Source organism: Bradyrhizobium sp. USDA 3240 (assembly GCF_054063295.1).
This window is the reverse complement of the sequence record NZ_JBSSGD010000002.1, coordinates 2,633,066-2,650,324: the sequence shown is the minus strand read 5'-3', so window position 1 is coordinate 2,650,324 and position 17,259 is coordinate 2,633,066. Positions and strand designations below refer to the sequence as shown.

Annotated in this window: 18 protein-coding genes and 1 tRNA gene; 8 read left to right on the top strand and 11 right to left on the bottom strand. The window is 64.0% G+C overall.

The genetic code is table 11. From position 1 onward, the window contains the following. Positions 1–120 precede the first annotated feature (120 nt). Positions 121–315, top strand: coding sequence for a hypothetical protein (locus tag ACVIGA_RS13245; RefSeq protein ID WP_456666734.1), 195 nt, complete (start codon positions 121–123; stop codon positions 313–315). 261 nt (positions 316–576) lie between these two features. Beyond that, positions 577–1,107 (top strand): hypothetical protein, encoded by a 531-nt coding sequence (locus ACVIGA_RS13240; RefSeq protein ID WP_456670797.1) that lies wholly within the window; start codon positions 577–579, stop codon positions 1,105–1,107. A 420-nt stretch (positions 1,108–1,527) separates the two neighbouring features. On the opposite strand, the gene ACVIGA_RS13235 is transcribed toward ACVIGA_RS13240, so the two are convergent. From ACVIGA_RS13235 to ACVIGA_RS13205, 7 genes are all read right to left on the bottom strand, one after another. After that, positions 1,528–1,920 (bottom strand): DoxX family protein, encoded by a 393-nt coding sequence (locus ACVIGA_RS13235; RefSeq protein ID WP_420969026.1) that lies wholly within the window; start codon positions 1,918–1,920, stop codon positions 1,528–1,530. Positions 1,921–2,269: 349 nt separating this feature from the next. Beyond that, positions 2,270–2,743 carry a transcription elongation factor GreA gene (gene greA / locus ACVIGA_RS13230; RefSeq protein ID WP_097671816.1) on the bottom strand — a complete coding sequence of 158 codons (474 nt, stop codon included), beginning with the start codon at positions 2,741–2,743 and terminating at the stop codon, positions 2,270–2,272. Between the two features lie 198 nt (positions 2,744–2,941). After that, positions 2,942–4,315 (bottom strand): ATP-binding protein, encoded by a 1,374-nt coding sequence (locus tag ACVIGA_RS13225; protein ID WP_456666733.1) that lies wholly within the window; start codon positions 4,313–4,315, stop codon positions 2,942–2,944. Then, the gene (locus ACVIGA_RS13220; protein WP_456666732.1) at positions 4,312–4,683 is read right to left on the bottom strand and encodes a carbamoyl phosphate synthase preATP-grasp domain-containing protein; all 372 of its coding nucleotides are present in this window, start codon (positions 4,681–4,683) and stop codon (positions 4,312–4,314) included. The genes ACVIGA_RS13225 and ACVIGA_RS13220 overlap by 4 nt, the downstream gene beginning before the upstream one ends. Continuing rightward, positions 4,613–6,409, bottom strand: coding sequence for a carbamoyl-phosphate synthase large subunit (gene carB, locus ACVIGA_RS13215; protein WP_456666731.1), 1,797 nt, complete (start codon positions 6,407–6,409; stop codon positions 4,613–4,615). Before carB ends, ACVIGA_RS13220 begins: the two co-directional genes overlap by 71 nt. Before the next feature lie 371 nt (positions 6,410–6,780). Further along, positions 6,781–6,856 (bottom strand) — tRNA-OTHER (locus tag ACVIGA_RS13210). Positions 6,857–6,933: 77 nt separating this feature from the next. After that, positions 6,934–7,623, bottom strand: a complete 690-nt coding sequence (locus ACVIGA_RS13205; RefSeq protein WP_375776890.1) for a class I SAM-dependent methyltransferase — start codon at positions 7,621–7,623, stop codon at positions 6,934–6,936. A gap of 126 nt (positions 7,624–7,749) precedes the next feature. Between ACVIGA_RS13205 and ACVIGA_RS13200 the strand changes: the two genes are divergently transcribed. Next, positions 7,750–8,289 (top strand): Dps family protein, encoded by a 540-nt coding sequence (locus ACVIGA_RS13200; RefSeq protein WP_456666730.1) that lies wholly within the window; start codon positions 7,750–7,752, stop codon positions 8,287–8,289. Between the two features lie 120 nt (positions 8,290–8,409). Here ACVIGA_RS13200 and ACVIGA_RS13195 read toward each other — a convergent pair whose 3' ends face one another. The 4 genes from ACVIGA_RS13195 to carA all read right to left on the bottom strand — a co-directional run bounded on the left by ACVIGA_RS13195 (position 8,410) and on the right by carA (position 12,073). Further along, positions 8,410–8,961, bottom strand: a complete 552-nt coding sequence (locus ACVIGA_RS13195) for a hypothetical protein (RefSeq protein WP_456666729.1) — start codon at positions 8,959–8,961, stop codon at positions 8,410–8,412. Positions 8,962–9,002: 41 nt separating this feature from the next. Beyond that, positions 9,003–10,103 (bottom strand): mandelate racemase/muconate lactonizing enzyme family protein, encoded by a 1,101-nt coding sequence (locus ACVIGA_RS13190; protein WP_456666728.1) that lies wholly within the window; start codon positions 10,101–10,103, stop codon positions 9,003–9,005. 127 nt (positions 10,104–10,230) lie between these two features. Further along, a complete protein-coding gene (locus ACVIGA_RS13185; RefSeq protein ID WP_456666727.1) occupies positions 10,231–10,728 on the bottom strand; it encodes a PaaI family thioesterase in 498 nt (165 codons plus the stop codon). Positions 10,729–10,879: 151 nt separating this feature from the next. Then, complete coding sequence (gene carA, locus ACVIGA_RS13180) at positions 10,880–12,073, bottom strand: glutamine-hydrolyzing carbamoyl-phosphate synthase small subunit (RefSeq protein WP_456666726.1); 1,194 nt, start codon at positions 12,071–12,073, stop codon at positions 10,880–10,882. 161 nt (positions 12,074–12,234) lie between these two features. On the opposite strand from carA, the gene ACVIGA_RS13175 reads away from it, so the two are divergent. From ACVIGA_RS13175 to ACVIGA_RS13155, 5 genes are read left to right on the top strand one after another with little or no spacing between them, the layout of a single operon-like run. After that, positions 12,235–12,936: an alpha/beta fold hydrolase gene (locus tag ACVIGA_RS13175; RefSeq protein WP_456666725.1), complete on the top strand. Its 702-nt coding sequence runs from the start codon at positions 12,235–12,237 to the stop codon at positions 12,934–12,936. A gap of 58 nt (positions 12,937–12,994) precedes the next feature. Beyond that, positions 12,995–13,450 (top strand): GatB/YqeY domain-containing protein, encoded by a 456-nt coding sequence (locus ACVIGA_RS13170; RefSeq protein ID WP_092124143.1) that lies wholly within the window; start codon positions 12,995–12,997, stop codon positions 13,448–13,450. A 15-nt stretch (positions 13,451–13,465) separates the two neighbouring features. Then, positions 13,466–13,933: a hypothetical protein gene (locus ACVIGA_RS13165; RefSeq protein ID WP_456666724.1), complete on the top strand. Its 468-nt coding sequence runs from the start codon at positions 13,466–13,468 to the stop codon at positions 13,931–13,933. 51 nt (positions 13,934–13,984) lie between these two features. Then, positions 13,985–15,505: an FAD-dependent oxidoreductase gene (locus ACVIGA_RS13160; protein ID WP_456666723.1), complete on the top strand. Its 1,521-nt coding sequence runs from the start codon at positions 13,985–13,987 to the stop codon at positions 15,503–15,505. Positions 15,506–15,561: 56 nt separating this feature from the next. After that, positions 15,562–17,172, top strand: coding sequence for an acyl-CoA synthetase (locus ACVIGA_RS13155; RefSeq protein ID WP_456666722.1), 1,611 nt, complete (start codon positions 15,562–15,564; stop codon positions 17,170–17,172). Positions 17,173–17,259: the final 87 nt, after the last annotated feature.

Here is a 17,259-nt window from a genome sequence, read left to right as displayed (position 1 = left end):
TTTTTGTCACATCGGGCAAGGAAATGCCGCGCGAGTGCAATCCTCGACACAGCGTTAATTGCGGCGTCGCCGTCCGAGGGTATGGTGTTGTGACTCAAGCTGTCCATCTCGGAGATCACGATGTTGAAATTTCTGGTTGTTGGAGTTGCTGTATTCGGTTTCATGGCCGCCGCCAGTGCAGCCGACCTTCCCCGTCCGCAGCCGGTTGCCGAACAGGCTCCGATTGGCAAGATGCCGATTGGCAAATATCCGGTTGGCAAGTACCCGGTCGGCAAGACCCCGGTTGGAAAAGCTCCGATCGTAACGAAGGGTTAGCTCAAGGTTCGCCCGGATAACGCACTCCTTCAGCTGTTTGCTGAAGGCGATGTTCGGGGGATATCTTGCCCTTGTGAGGGTCTGAACGTGCCAGAATCGAATCGGAAACGGGGCGGCCTGCGGCTGCTTGGCGGAATTGCTATCGTTGCGGCTTCCGTGACTTTGGCAGCCGGCGTCAGTCATGCGCAGCAATTGGCTGCGCAAACGGATCAATCCCCGTTGCAGCAGGACAAGCCGCGTAAACCGTCGTCAAGGTCGGTTGTGGCGACGGCCGTTGCTGGACCGAGTGCTTCCGTTTCTGGAGCAGACGTAAAACCGGTTCGAAGGTCCACGGCCAAAGGGCCGTATTACGTGGACTTTCGTGCCCGCACGGCAGCTTCTTATGGGCATGCCTTTATCTGGTACGGCAAGACAAGCAAGAAGCAGGTTGAAGTTGCGGGGCTGCACCCGGCGGGCGACGTCCTGCCTTACGTGCTCGGACATCTTATGTGGGTGCCCTCCGAGACAGGAGCAAGCTACGGCGACCTTGACGTGCAGTATTTGACGGCCAGCTATCGCGTGTACCTCAGTGAGGCGGACGCGAAGAAAGTCTTTGCCTACATCAAGGAGCTTCAGGCGAGCTCGCCTGTTTGGAACGCAGAGACGACCAATTGCACGGCATTTATCGGTCGTATAGCCAGCTTCATGGGTCTGAAGGCTCCGTTCCATTTGCTGAAGCCTGAGGAATACGTAAACCAGTTGAGAGACATGAACGGCGGGCGCCAGACGGTGCAACTCGCTTCGGACCATTAGTTTTCTCGCCAAGGGCCTTGCGGCTGCGACCGGGCAAAGCCGCTATCGGCAAAACGCTGCCGAGATTGCTCAGATGAAGGGCAGGAAGGCTGCATTGGAGCAAGCGCCCAATGCGAACCGGTGCGGACTGCAAATTCGAGCCCTCAAAACTTTATTTGAACTGCCGCTGATGCTGGACCTTTCCGCAAAGCGGCCGGAAACTGCGAGCAGCAACTGAACCGCAGGATGTAATGGCTCTCAGGCGCGTTTTGGGCCGGTTGGACGATCGTCCACCGGACGGCGATTCGTCTGTGTTGCGGTGCTCTCTGGGTTGGTCCCATCGCGCTTGGACGGCGCCCTTAGGGCTCTCCTGATGGCCGCTGTCGTTGCGGCGCAACCGTGAAGAACCCGTCCCGGTTGAACGGGACGGGCTCAGCGCTGTTACCTCTTGCGCATCGCGTCGACGCTGATCGGGCCGGGGCCCGAGGTCGCGAGGTAGAGACAAGCAAAGCAGAACGCGATCGCCAGACTGCCGTTGTTGAGCAGCGGATAAAAGCCTTTGGGGAAATGGCCGAGGAAGTAGGCGAAAGCCATTTCACCAGCCAGGATGAAGGCCACGATGCGTGAGAACAGGCCGATCATCAGCAGCGCGCCCAGGACCAATTCGAGAGTGCCGGCTGCGCCGATCAGCGAGAACAGTTCGACCTTTTCGAACATTGTCCCGGGTGGGAATTTGAAGAGCTTGGCGACGCCAAACTGAAACAGCAGCAGTCCGGTGATGAACCGAAACAGGCTGAGCGCTATCGGCTGAAACCTGGAAAACATCTGATCCATGTCAGTTACCCCCTCTTTGACACGTTAGAACGTTGCACGAAGCGAATACACGGTGTCCGCCACCAGAATGTGATGTCAACACCTTGTGCCTGGAATCATTCCTCGCTCCACGGAAGTTGCGAGAGAACGCGGCAGTGACACGGTGACACGCCGCGATGCGTGTTGCGACGCAATCATCGGCTCCGCCCCCGGTCCCCGACATGATTATACTGCATAAACATGTCACGGCCTCCCTAGTATGCCGCCTTGCCGCCCTCTACTCACATTGCTGTCAGACGTGGGGAAAACGCGGGCACAAAAAAAGCCGCGTGCAACACGCGGCCTTTTTGCACCAGTCACGTCAGGGTAACTACCGCCACTCGACCTTGGTGATCTCGTAGGCCTTGGCGCCGCCCGGCGCCATCACTTCGACGGTCGTGCCCTTCTTCTTGCCGATCAGCGCGCGTGCGAGCGGCGAGGTGATGGAGATGCGGCCCTTCTTGGCGTCGGCCTCGACCTCGCCGACGATCTGCCACACCGCTTTCTTCTCGGTGTCCTCGTCGATCAGCGTCACGGTCGCGCCGAACTTGATGGTGTCGCCGGACAGTTTCGAAATGTCGATGATGTCGGCGCGCGCGAGCTTGTCCTCGAGCTCGGCGATGCGGCCCTCGTTGTGCGACTGCTCTTCCTTGGCGGCGTGATACTCGGCGTTCTCCGAGAGGTCGCCGTGCGAGCGCGCTTCCGCAATGTGTTCGATGATGCGCGGACGATCCTCCGACTGTCGCTTCTTGAGTTCGTTCGTCAGCGCGGCGTAACCGCCCGCGGTCATCGGAACCTTATCCATCATCTTCGTCCTTCATCGTGCGCGCCCGGCGGCCGTGCACGAAATATCCAGTTCAGCTAACGCAGGAATCAGGACGCGAACGCGCCCGGAAGCCCAGTGATTTTCGGCCCCGCTAAGGGCCGTGACAACATCCAATCGCGCGGTGAGTTCCAGCCATTCGGCTAATTGACCGCTTCGGGCCTTCAGCCCGGGCAGCGGTCAGCTTTCGGAAAAGTAACTCTGAAGCGTGCGGACCTCAAGGTCCCCGTCCCGATAGGCCCGGATCCCCCGTGCGGCCGCCACCGCGCCTGAAAGAGTGGTGTAATATGGCACTTTATGCAAGAGGGCAGCCCGCCGCAGCGAACGGCTGTCAGCCAGGGCCTGCGGACCTTCGGTGGTATTGAAGACCAGCTGGACGTCGCCATTGGTGATGGCGTCGACGATGTGCGGACGGCCTTCGAGCACCTTGTTCACCTTCTCCGTCGGCACGCCATGGTCGCTGAGATAGCGCTGCGTGCCCGAGGTTGCCATCACCTTGAAGCCGAGCGAGTGCAACAGCCGCACCGCATCCGCGATGCGCATCTTGTCGTCGCCGCGCACCGAGACGAACACCGTGCCCTGCCGCGGCACACGCGTGCCGCCGCCGAGCTGGCTCTTCGCGAACGCGACCTCGAAGGAGCGGTCGAGGCCCATCACTTCGCCGGTCGAACGCATCTCCGGTCCGAGCACGGTGTCGACGCCGGGGAAGCGCGCGAACGGGAACACAGATTCCTTCACGCCGACATGGTCGAGCTTCTTCTTCTTGAGCTTGAAGTCGGCGAGCTTTTCGCCGGCCATGATCCGCGCCGCGATCTTGGCGACCGGCATGCCGATCACCTTGGCGACGAACGGCACGGTGCGGGATGCGCGCGGGTTGACCTCGAGCACGTAGATCTCGCCGTCCTTGATGGCGTACTGCACGTTCATCAGGCCGACCACGTCGAGGCCGAGCGCGAGCTCGCGGGTCTGCCGCTCCAGCTCTTCGATGGTCTTGGCGTCGAGCGAATGCGGCGGCAGCGAGCAAGCGGAGTCGCCGGAGTGGATGCCGGCTTCCTCGATGTGCTCCATGATGCCGACGATGAAGGTATCCTTGCCGTCGCAGAGGCAGTCGACGTCGACTTCGGTCGCATCAGACAGATAGCGATCGAACAGCAGCGGGTTCTTGCCGAGCACGGTGTTGATCTGCCCGGTCTTGTCGTTCGGGTAACGCGCCTTGACGTCGGCGGGCACCAGCTCGGGCAGGGTGCCGAGCAGGTAGTCGTTGAGCTGGGTCTCCTCGCGGATGATCTGCATCGCGCGACCGCCGAGCACGTAGGACGGGCGCACCACCAGCGGCAGATCGAGATCGGCGGCCACCAGGCGTGCCTGCTCGACCGAATAGGCGATGCCGTTCTTCGGTTGCTTGAGGCGCAGCTTGTCGAGCACGCGCTTGAAGCGGTCGCGGTCCTCGGCGAGGTCGATCGCATCCGGCGAGGTGCCGAGGATCGGCACTTCGGCGGCTTCGAGCGCGCGGGCGAGCTTCAGCGGGGTCTGGCCGCCGAACTGCACGATCACGCCGTGCAGCGTGCCGTTCTCTTGCGCTCGGTCGCGACGATCTCCAGCACGTCTTCGGCGGTGAGCGGCTCGAAATATAGCCGGTTCGCAGTGTCGTAGTCGGTCGACACCGTTTCCGGATTGCAGTTGACCATGATGGTCTCGTAGCCGGCGTCCTCGAGCGCGAAGCAGGCGTGGCAGCAACAATAGTCGAACTCGATGCCCTGGCCGATGCGGTTCGGCCCGCCGCCGAGAATGATCACCTTCTTGCGGTCGGACGGCGCGCTCTCGTCGGCAAGCTCGCCGGCGAACGGCCGCTCATAGGTCGAATACATGTAGGCGGTGGGCGAAGCGAACTCGGCCGCACAGGTGTCGATGCGCTTGAACACCGGGCGTACCCCGAGCGCGTGGCGCTTTTCGGTGACGTCGGCCTCGGTGGTCTCGGTGAGCACGGCGAGCCGCGCGTCCGAGAAGCCCATTGCTTTCAGGGTTCGCATTGCGAACGCGTTCGGCGGCAGGCCGTTGTTGCGGACCTTGTCCTCCTATCTCGACGATGGCGCGCATCTCCGCCAGGAACCAGGGGTCGATCTTGCAGGAGTTGAAGATCTCCTCGTCGGTCCAGCCGAGCCGCATCGCCTGCGCGACCTGCAGGATGCGGTTCGGCGTCGGCGTGCCGAGCGCTGCGCGAATCGCGTTCTTGTCGTCGCCGCGGCCGAGCCCCTCGATCTCGATCTCGTCGAGGCCTGTCAGGCCGGTCTCGAGCCCGCGCAGCGCCTTCTGCAGGCTCTCCTGGAAGGTGCGGCCGATCGCCATCACTTCGCCGACCGACTTCATCGACGTGGTCAGCGTGGAGGAGGCGCCGGGGAATTTCTCGAACGCAAAGCGCGGAATCTTGGTGACGACGTAATCGATGGTCGGCTCGAACGAGGCCGGGGTGGCGCCGCCGGTGATGTCGTTGGCGATTTCGTCGAGCGTGTAGCCGACCGCGAGCTTGGCCGCGACCTTGGCGATCGGGAAGCCGGTGGCCTTCGAAGCCAGCGCCGACGAGCGCGACACGCGCGGATTCATCTCGATCACGACCATGCGGCCGTCGACCGGGTTGATGCCGAACTGGACGTTGGAGCCGCCGGTCTCTACGCCGATCTCGCGCAGCACCGCCAGCGAGGCGTCGCGCATGACCTGGTATTCCTTGTCGGTCAACGTCAGGGCCGGCGCGATGGTGATGGAATCGCCGGTATGCACGCCCATCGGATCGAGATTCTCGATCGAGCAGATGATGATGCAATTGTCCTTCTTATCGCGCACCACCTCCATCTCGTACTCTTTCCAGCCGAGCACGCTTTCCTCGATCAGGACCTCGTTGGTCGGGGAGGCGTCGAGCCCGCGCTCGATGATGTCGAGGAACTCCTCCTTGTTGTAGGCAATGCCGCCGCCGGTGCCGCCCATGGTGAAGGAGGGCCGGATGATCGCAGGCAGGCCGATCTCCGACAGCGCCATCAACGCCTCGCCGAAGGCGTGCTCCTGATAGCGCTTGCGGCGTTCGTTCTCGCCAAGCGTCCACTGCCGCTCGAGTTCTTCCAGTGCCGCGCCGGACAGTTTCTCCCGCTCGGCAAGGTATTTGTCGCGGTAGGATTTCTTCAGCGCCGAGGCGTTGGCGAGCCGCGATTTCGGCGTCTCCAGCCCGATCTTGGTCATGCACTCGCGGAACAGCTGGCGGTCCTCGGCCTTGTCGATGGCGTCAGCGGTGGCGCCGATCATCTCGACGTCGAACTTGTCGAGCGTGCCCTGACGGCGCAACGAGAGCGCGCAGTTCAGCGCGGTCTGGCCGCCCATGGTCGGCAACAGCGCGAAGCCGCCCGGGACGACGTTGCGCTCCTTCTCGATGATCTTGCCGACGATTTCGGGGGTGATCGGTTCGATATAGGTGGCGTCCGCCAGTTCCGGGTCGGTCATGATGGTGGCCGGATTGGAATTGACGAGGACGACGCGGTAACCCTCTTCCTTCAGAGCCTTCACCGCCTGCGTGCCGGAATAGTCGAATTCGCAGGCTTGGCCGATCACGATGGGACCGGCGCCGATGATCAGGATGGTGGAGATGTCGGTTCTTTTGGGCATCAGCTCTCGCGGACTGGAATTTGGGCACAAAAAAAGGGCGCGCTGGTCGCGCGTCCCTCGGGCCATGCGCTACATCTTGTAGCGCAGGAGGCGCGATCCCTCGCGCGCGGGTGGTCTTTAGACCAGTTTCCGCACCTGCGAAACCCCCAAAAGCGCGCAATCAACTGCGATTCTGGGGGAAATGGCTCATTCGACCTATGCCCGGCTGGGGGTGCTCAGGGGGTGAGGGAGGGTCTTGCCGGCGCCCGGCTTCGCCCTGCGGGCTCGCCGCCCAGTCCGTCTACGCTTTCGCTTCGCTCAAGCTACGCCGGACAGGCTTTGCCCCGCCGGTCAGCGTGGCTGCGCCACGCGTAGCCCGTCAGGGCGAAGCGTGGAGGCCCGGCCTGGATTTGAACCAGGATAAACAGTGTTGCACCACTGCCGCGTCGACGCTTCCGCCACCGGGCCGAGTGGATCATTGCTGATTATTTCAGCGCCCGCTACGTTTACTTTTGGTTAACCCTAATATCTTGCACAACCTCTGATCAGTGGTGCGCCACGAACGTCATCCGCCACGGATTGTGCCCGATGTTGCGCGGCGCGCGCGTGGCGTCGAAGCCCGCGGCGGCGAGCTTCGCGATCATCTCGTCCTCGCGGTAGCGCTGCAGCCCGATCTTGGTGCGCAGCTGCCGGTAATCGGACAGCGCGGTCGAGGCGAGCCCGATCAAGGCATCGCGCAGAAAGCCATGGGTCGCGGCAAAGCGCAGCAGCGCGATGACGTCTCGGGCCATGCCGACTTCGGGCCGCAGGATATCGCCGAGCACGAAACGGCCCGAGGGCTTCAGCAGGCGGTGGATCACGTCGAATGCGGAGTCGAGCTCCTGCGGCGTCATGTATTGCGCCACCGAGTTCATCACCACGAGGTCGATCGAATCCGCCTCCATGTTCTTCAGCTCGTCGAGCGAGCGGACGCGGATTTTGGTGTCGGGCGCAAAGCGCGCGACCAGGCGGCCGCGCACGCCGGGCGCAGGCTCCGCCAGATAGAGCTGGGCGCAGGCGTTGGCGACCTTCGCCGCCGACAGCGCCTCACCGCAGGCATAATCCAGCACCACGGCGCCGGGCGAGGTGATGTAGCCGATGATGTCGTTGGCGATGACCTGGAAATGCAGGTCGCGGTGCAGTCGGCTCGCATAGATCGTATGCGTGGAATCGTAATAGTCGATCCATTCATCCATCGCGCTTGGTATCCGGCAGAACGGGTTCCTGACTTCCAGGAACAGGTGGGCTGATGATGCGTTAGCGGTCCGGCGGCCAATGTTCAATGCGCCGAAATACGGGGGTTCCTAACAGGAAGGTCCAACGTGAGCAAAGCCAAGAGTGACACCAAGACTGACAAGATATCGCCCGATCTCGACACGCCGAGCGATCTGCCGCAAGCCGCGGTGGATACGATCTCGGCCTCGCTCAACACGCTTCTGGCCGACGCCTTCGCGCTCTACCTGAAGACCAAGAATTTTCACTGGCATGTCAGCGGCCGGCATTTCCATGATTACCATTTGTTGCTGGACGAACAATCGGACGCGATCTTCGCGACCACCGACCAGCTCGCCGAGCGGGTGCGCAAGCTCGGCGGCGCGACGCTGCGGTCGATCGGCGACATCGCCAAGCACCAGACCATCAAGGACAATGACGAGGACTTTGTGCCGCCGCGCGAAATGCTGCGCGAGTTGATGGAGGACAACAAGCACATGGCGGCGGCGATGCGCAAGGCGCACAAGCTCGCCGACGACCATGAGGATTCCGGCACCGCCGGCCTGCTCGAAACCTTCATCGACGAAACCGAGCGGCGGACCTGGTTCCTGTTCGAGGCAAGTCGCCAGGAAGGCAGCAACGCGGCCTAGCTCTACACGTCGTCCCGGACTAGTGCGCGATTGCGCACGGGAGCCGGGAGCCATAACCACCAATGGCAATTGTTGCGCGGTGCTGGAGCTCCAGCGCGATTCGCCAACACGATCCTATGGTTATGGGTCCCGGCCTTCGCCGGGACGACGGACAGAATTCCACAGCCGCACCAGTGGCCCATCCTTCCCCATCACCGGATCGGCGGTCGGGATCGCCACCAGCGGGATCGTCTTCAGCGCCCGGGCGTGGTTCTCCGGCGTCGGCCGTTGCAGGTCCATCGGCGGGCCCGGCGGATAGGCGCCGACCACGCTGAAGTCGCCGCTCGCCGACAGGCATTGATGCCCGGTGCCGGCCGGCAGGATCGCGACGTCGCCGGCTGCGATCTCGAGCGCGCGCCCGCGTTCGCCGCCGAACTGCACGCGCGCGTTGCCGCGGGCGACGCCCAGCACCTCGTGCACGGTGGCGTGGTAATGCGCGAAGTCGTAGACGCCGTTCCGCCACATCGCGCCCCAGCCATTGCTGCCGAACAGCTGCTCGATTGTGGCCTCGGGATTTCTGCTGACGTCGACCGCGGCCTTGTAGGCCAGAAACGGCATCGGATTGTTCGGCACCAGGCCATCGTCCTGAAAGACGATGGTCAGGAGCTCGGCATCCTTACTCACCACCGGCATGGCGGCTCTCCAGCGTTGCGAGAGGCGGGAAATCGTTCCCGCTAGATTTTGAACTTCAGTACCTCGTCCTTGAATCTGAGCCCATGCCCCGGCCGTTCCGGCGCGGTGATCATGCCATTGGCGATCTCCGGCGGATCGACCCAGAGGTCGTCGATCAGGGCCATGTTCTCGCACCAGATGCCGTTCGGGATCGAAGCCAAGAGGTGCACATTGAGTTCGGGGAACAAATGCGGCGCGATGGTGATGCCGAACGTGTCGGCAAGCGCCGCGATCTTGCGCAGGTCGGTCATGCCGCCGCGCATCGGGTCGGGTTGCAGGATCGGCAGGCAGGGATTGAGGAAGAACGGCCGCAGATCGTAGCGCGTGAAATGCGTCTCGCCGCCGACGACGCGCATGTCGAGCGCCGCCGCGATGCGCTGATAGCCAGCGAAATCATCGGCCGACACCGGCTCCTCGAGCCAGTAGATATCGTATTTCTCGAACTTGCGTCCCATCTCGATGGCGACATCGGCGCTCCAGCCCATGTTGACGTCGATCATGATGTCGATGTCGGGCCCGAGCGCCTCGCGCATGCGGCGTACATTGTCGAGGTCCTGCGCGGGCGTGTGAACATGCGCGACCTGCATCTTGATCGCCTTGTAGCCCTGCTTCACGAAATGCAGCGCCTTCTCGATCATGCCGTCGCCGCCGGCGCCGCGGAAGCAGCCGGAACCATAGATCGGGATTTCCGAGCGATAGTGCCCCCACAGCCGGTGCAGCGGCAGGCCGGCGCGTTTTCCCACCGCATCCCACAGCGCGATGTCGAGCGCCGACATCGCCATCGCGGCGATGCCGCCGCGGCCATAGGTCATCGTCGCGGTCCACAGATCGCGCCAGATCGCCTCGATCGCGGTGGCATCCTTGCCGATGACGCGCGGGATGATGCACTCGTCGAGACAGGCCGCGATCGACTGCATCGCCGGGCGGAACACGAACAGATAGCCCATGCCGGTGATGCCGCCGGCTGTCTCGACGTCGCAGATCAGGATGTCGCGCGTCGCGCCCAGCGCTGCGCCCTTCAGCCAGCGATCGTCGGCCCAGGGCAGCCGCAGCATCGTGACGCGGACGTTGCGGATAGTCATGTCTGGATTGGCTGAGGTCATCGAGCGTTTCCTTCCTTCCAGGCCGGATCACGTTGCCTGATCTCGGACCGGGAAACTCAATCACAGAGCACGGCCGCCAATCCAGCGCGCTTCGTCATGCCTCCATTGCGCGAAGACGCGATTGCCTTCAGTCGTTTTTGGGAAGCTCGAACACCATGCAGGTCGTGGTGGCGTGCGCGATCAGCTTGCCGTTTCCGTCGGTGATGCGGCCTTCGGCGGTCGCGGCGCGCCGGCCGGCGTTGAGCACCCGGCCCTCGGTGCGGATCTTGCCGGTGTCCTGGCTCATGCCGCGGACAAAGGAGATCTTGAACTCCAGCGTGGTGTAGCCCGAACCTTTCGGCAGCGTGGTCTGCACCGCGAGCGCCATGGCGGAATCGAGCAGGATCGCGACGTAGCCGCCGTGCACCGAGCCGATCGGATTGTAGTGGCGCAGCCCGGGGATGCTGTGGATCACCACATGGCCCGGCTCGGCCGTGCAGTCGAACGGCTCGACGTTCTCCATGATCGGCGGCTCCGGCAGGGTGCGCGCGAAGATGCCGCGCACGAAGTCGAGCCCCGGCATCGATGCCATCAGCTCCAGCGAGGAGACGCCGTAGGTAGGCTTCGGAGTGGCGCTGTCGGTCATGTCGGCATGTCCCGAGACGTGATACAAGGGCACATTGTTGCTGTCGGGTTTAGCCGCACACAACAGCTGTCATGCCCGGACTTGATCCGGGCATCCATCTTTCTTCAAGGGATGGATTGCCGGGTCAAGCCCGGCAATGACACGCGCAAGCCTACGCCGCCTGCTTCTTCTTCCGCATCAGATCGGCAAACCGCTGGAACAGGTAGTGCGAGTCGCGCGGGCCGGGCGAGGCCTCGGGATGGTACTGCACCGAGAACACCGGCTTACCCTCAAGCGCGATGCCGCAATTGGAGCCGTCGAACAGCGAGATATGGGTCTGGGTCGCGCCGGCGGGTAGCGTCGTCTGGTCCACCGCGAAGCCGTGGTTCATCGAGGTAATCTCGACCTTGCCGGTGGTCTCGTCCTTGACCGGATGGTTGGCGCCGTGATGGCCCTGATGCATTTTCATGGTCTTGGCGCCGACGGCAAGGCCAAGCATCTGATGGCCGAGGCAGATGCCGAAGGTCGGCGTCCCCGACGCGATCACCTGCTGGATGACGGGTACGGCATATTTGCCGGTCGCGGCGGGATCGCCGGGGCCGTTCGACAGGAACACGCCGTCCGGCTTCATCGCCAGGATGTCCTCGGCCGCCGTCGTCGCCGGCACCACGGTCACCTTGCAGCCGACACCGGCGAGCAGGCGGAGGATGTTGCGCTTGATGCCGTAGTCGATCGCGACCACGTTGAATTCCGGCGCGGTCTGCTGGCCAAAGCCCTTGCCCCACTCCCAGGGGGTCTCATCCCAGGTGAAGCGTTGGCCGGAGGTCACCATCGGCACCAGATCCATGCCCTCGAGGCCAGGCCATTCGCGCGCCTCTTCCTTCAGGCCGTGCAGGTCGAACTCGCCGTTCCTGGCGTGCGCGATCACGGCGTTGGGCATGCCCTTGGAGCGGATCAGTGCGGTCAGCGCCCTTGTATCGATGCCGGACAGGCCGATGATGCCGCGCGCCTTCAACCACTGGTCGAGGTGGCGGGTGGCGCGGTAGTTCGAGGGATCGGTGATCGCCGAGCGCAGGATCACGCCGCGCGCGCCTGGCGTCGCGGCCATGTTCACCGTCTCGATGTCTTCCTCGTTGGTACCGACATTGCCGATATGCGGGAAGGTGAAGGTGATGATCTGGCCGGCATAGGACGGATCGGTGAGGATCTCCTCATAGCCGGTCATTGCGGTGTTGAAGCAGACCTCGCCGACGGCGTGGCCTTCCGCGCCGAGACCGAAGCCTTCCAGCACGGTACCATCGGCGAGCACAAGGAGCGCGGTCGGTTTGTGGTCCGGCCAGGCGGGAGCGTTTTCAGGGGTTGTCATGAGCCCTTTAAATAGTCGCCGCACCCTGCGGCGTCAAAGCGAAAGGGCACGGATTCACACGGCAATGTTCGCCGATTTGACAGGCCGCACCGGCCTTTTAATCTAAAGTTCCCTGAAGCGGTCGTTTGCTTGCCGAAAATGACCCGGTCCGGAGCTCCCGCATGGACAACACGATGCCGATCCTGCTCGTCCCGGGCGTCATCTGCTCACCGCGGATCTTTGCCCCTGTCATCCCGGCGCTGTGGCGGTTTGGGCCGGTCACGGTCGCCAACCACGTCCGGGACGACAATATGGGGGCGATCGCCCGCCGGATCCTGGCCGAGGCGCCGCCGCGCTTCGCACTCGCCGGGCATTCGATGGGCGGCTATATCGCCTTCGAGATCATGCGGCAGGCCCCCGAGCGGGTCGCGAAGCTGGCGCTGATGAGCACCCAGGCGAGGGCCGACACGCCGGAAGCAACCGCACGCCGCCGCGGTATGATCGAGCGCGCCAAAAACGGTCAGTATCGGAGCGTGGTCGACGAGCTGTTTCCGGGCTTCGTGCATCCGTCGCGGCAGGGCGATGCAAGCCTGCGACAGGTCGTTTATGACATGAGCGAGGACGTCGGCGCCGAGGCCTTCGTCCGCCAGCAGAGCGCCGTGCTCAGCCGGCCGGATTCGCGGCCGAGCATGGCCTGGATCAAGTGCCCGACTCTGGTGCTGACATCGGATACCGACAACACCGTTCCGAACATGCTGTCGGACGAGATGGCCAACGGCATTCCCGGGGCCAAGCTCGTGGTGCTCGCCAATTGTGGTCACCTTCCGCAACTGGAGCAGCCGCAGGCCTGCGCCGATGCGCTGGTTCAGTGGCTGCGGAACTAGGTTGTCCAGTCGCTACAAACTGCCTACATGAGGGGATTGCCAGTTTAAGGACACCAGGATGCTGCGCGACGATATCAATACTGCGGTCAAGGAAGCGATGAAGGCGAAGGACGAGCGCAAGCTCTCCACGCTGCGCATGGTCAATTCGACCATCAAGAACGCCGACATCGACGCGCGCGGGCAGGGCAAGCCGCCACTCTCCGATGCCGATCTCCTGAGCGTCTTGCAGAAGATGATCAAGCAGCGCCAGGAATCGGTCGAGCTCTACGACAAGGGCGGCCGTGCCGAGCTCGCCGCCCAGGAGCGCGAGGAGATCGCCGTGATCTCCGCCTACCTCCCGAAGCAGATGTCCGACGACGACGTCAAGGCTGCGATTGCGGCTGTTATCGCCGAGACCAATGCTGCCGGGATCAAGGACATGGGCAAGGTGATCGGCGCCCTGAAGGCGAAATACGCCGGCCAGATGGATTTCGGCAAGGCCAGCGGCCTCGTCAAGGCGGCGCTCGCGGGATAGCGGCGGAGGCTTCCGATGTTTCGTGTCGCGGCGGACAGTCTGGAAGCTTACCTCGCCTTCGATCCCGGCCGGACCGCGGATCTCGAACAAGTCCATGCGCTGATGCGAGAGGCCGCGCCTTCGCTCAAGCGGCACTTTCATGCCGGCACGCCGGCCGGCGAGGCCGGCATGCGCATGAACATGATCGGCTACGGTCAGTTTCGCTATGCGATCAAGTCTGGCAAGACGGCGGCCTGGCCCGTGGTCGGCGTGGCGCTGCAGAAGAACTACATCAGCATCTATGTCGCGGTGACCCGTAACGGGAAGCCGCTGGTGTCCTGCTACGCCGGCAAGCTCGGCGAATTGCGGGCGGGTGGCAACAATTTCAGTTTCGAGGCGTTTGTTGATCTGAAGGCGGCTGCCGTTGCGGCACTGTTCGCCGAGGCCGCCGATATCTTCAAGGCGGATCAGGAGAACCCGGTTCGCTACATGCAGGGAAGCTGAGATCGGCTTGCCGAGAGCCGGCGCCGGCGCCCTCGAGGTGGAAGACAGGCCATGGCCGATCAGCAAGCTCCTTCCGGTCCGGATCTGACACAAGGCGTGGCGCTCGCCGACTTCTCGGGCACGATGTTGCTCGGCCATGTCGGCGACGCGGACGTGCTGCTGGTGCGTTCGGGGGCGGATATCTTCGCCATCGATGCGCATTGCAACCATTACCACGGCCCGCTCGCCGAAGGCCTGGTCGAGGGCGAGACCATCCATTGCCCCTGGCATCACGCCTGCTTTGATGTTCGCACCGGTGAAGCGACCGAAGCACCCGCCTTCAACGCGCTCGCGGTCTGGAAGGTCGAGCGCGAGGGCGATCGCATCATCGTGCGCGAGAAGCGCGAGCAGCCGAAACCCCGCGTCAGGGGCCCGGTCGATGCGCCCGGCAGGATCGTGATTGTCGGCGGAGGCGCGGCGGGGTTTGCCGCCGCCGAGATGCTGCGACGGCAGGACTATCGCGGCAGCATCGTCATGCTGAGCGGCGAGACCGCCCCGCCGGTGGATCGGCCGAACCTGTCGAAGGACTTCCTCGCCGGCAGCGCGCCGGAAGGCTGGCTGTCGCTGAAGCCGGACAATTTCTATCCCGATGCGGCGATCGATCTCAGGCTGGGGACCGAGGTCAAGTCGATCGACACCGGACGCCGCCATGTCGTGCTCGCCGGCGGCGACGCACTTCCCTATGACCGGCTGCTGCTGGCGACCGGCGCGGAGCCGGTGCGGCTGCCGATCCCGGGCGCGGATCAGCCCCACGTGCACGTGCTGCGCACGCTCGACGATTGCCGCGCGATCATCGCCTCGGCCAGCGGAGCCCGCCGCGCGGTTGTAATCGGCGCGAGCTTCATCGGGCTCGAGGTTGCGGCCTCGTTGCGCGCGCGGGAGATCGAGATTCACGTGGTCGGGCTGGAACAACGGCCGCTGGAGCGCGTGCTCGGGCCTGAGATGGGCGACTTCGTTCGTGCGCTGCACGAGGAGCATGGCGTCGTCTTCCACCTTGGCGACACCGTGACCGCGATCAAGGGCAAGCGCGCGCAGCTGAAGAGCGGGCCCATGCTTGATGCCGACCTCGTCGTGCTCGGTGTCGGCGTGAAGCCGCGGCTGGCGCTGGCGGAGGGAGCCGGGCTCGCGGTCGATCGCGGCGTGAAAGTAGATGCCTATCTCGAGACCAGTGTCTCCGGCATCTACGCGGCCGGTGACATCGCGCGCTGGCCCGATCCGCACAGCGGCGAGATGATCCGGGTCGAGCACTGGGTGGTGGCTGAGCGCCAGGGCCAGGCCGCCGCGCGGAATATGCTCGGGCAGCGCGAGGTGTTCGATGCGGTGCCGTTCTTCTGGAGCCAGCATTACGACGTGCCGATCAACTATGTCGGCCACGCCGAGCAGTGGGACGAGATCGCAGTGGATGGCAGCATCGCCGGCAGGGATTGCGTGCTCCGCTACAAGCGCGGCGGGCGCGTGCTCGCAGTCGCGTCGATCTATCGCGACCGCGAAAGCCTCAAGGCCGAGATCGCAATGCAACGGGCGGCCGCCTGACGCCTTCCCCGCAAGGAGGGGTTTGTGGTCTGGCGGCGATGGTCTAGTCTGCGGCCATGCTTCAGGAAGCCAAGACCTACGACGAACTCTATCGCAACTTCCGCTGGGACGTCCCCGCGCGCTTCAACATGGCGACGGCGTGCTGCGACCGTTACGCCGACGGCACGGGCCGGCTCGCGCTGGTCTATGTCGATGAGGAGGGCGGCACCACGCGCACCTCGTTCGATGACGTCGCCGACGCCTCGCGCCGCTTCGCCAATGTGCTGACCGCCGATGGCCTGGTGCGCGGCGACCGCGTCGCGGTGTTCCTGTCGCAATCGCTGGAATTGCCGGTCGCGCATCTCGCGGCGTTTCGCGCGGCGCTGATCTCGATCCCGCTGTTTGCGCTGTTCGGCGAGGATGCGCTCGAATTCCGCCTGTCGAACTCCGCGGCCAAGGCCGTCATCACCGATGAAGCCGGCTGGGAGAAGATCGCGAAGATCCGCGATCGCCTGCCCGAGCTGAAGAGCGTCTACATTGTTGGCGACAAGACGCCGGCCGGTACGAAGTCATTCTGGAGCGCGATCCGATCGGCGTCCCCGGAATTCGCCACCGTCGACACCTCGGCCGACGATCCGGCATTGATCATCTACACCTCAGGCACCACGGGCAATCCGAAGGGCGCGCTGCACGCGCATCGCGTCGTGCTCGGGCATCTGCCCAATGTCGAGATGTGCCACAACTTCCTGCCCAAACCGGGCGACCTGATGTGGACGCCGGCCGACTGGGCCTGGATCGGCGGGCTGATCAACGGCCTGTTCGCGTTCTGGTACCACGGCATCCCGATGGTTGGTCACCGCGCGCGCAAATTCGAGCCGCAGGCCGCGATGCAGATGATGGCCGAGCTCGGCATCCGCAACGTGTTCCTGCCGCCGACCGCGCTGAAGCTGATGCGGCAGGCCGGTGTGAAGAACTCCGGCGTCAGGCTGCGCAGCATCTTCACCGGCGGCGAGTCGCTCGGCGGCGAATTGCTCGGCTGGGTGCGCGAGACCTTCGGCATCGATGCCCATGAGGTGTTCGGGCAGACCGAATGCAATCTCGTGATCGGCAGCAATTCCAATCTGTTTCCGATCCGGCCGGGCTCGATGGGCCGCGCCACGCCCGGCTTCGACGTCCGCATCGTCAACGACAGAGGCGAGGAATTGCCGCGGGGCCAGCGCGGCATCATCGGCGTGCGCCAGCCGTGCCCCTGCACCATGCTCGAGTACTGGCGCAATCCGGACGCTACGCGTAAGAAATACGCCGGCGAGTTCCTGCTGACCGGCGATCTCGGCGTGCAGGATGACGACGGCTATTTCTGGTACGTCAGCCGCGAGGACGACGTCATCACCACTGCCGGCTATCGTGTCGGCCCGTCCGAGATCGAGCACACGCTGATGAAGCATCCGGCGGTCGCGATGTCGGCGGTGGTCGGCATTCCCGATCCGATCCGCACCGAATCGATCAAGGCCTGGATCGTGCTGCGCCCGGGCCATGCGCCGAGCGATGCGCTGGCGCGCGAGATCCAGGAGTTCGTCAAGGTGCAGCTCGCCGCCCACGAATATCCGCGCTTCGTGCAGTTCGCTGACAGCCTGCCGATGACGGCAACAGGGAAGGTGCTGCGGCGCGAGCTGCGGGCGCTGGGCTAGATCTCTCCACCGTCGTCCCGGCGAAGGCCGGGACCCATTACCACCGCTCTAAGCGGTTAGAGTTCGCTGGGGCCACAGCGTCGCGTA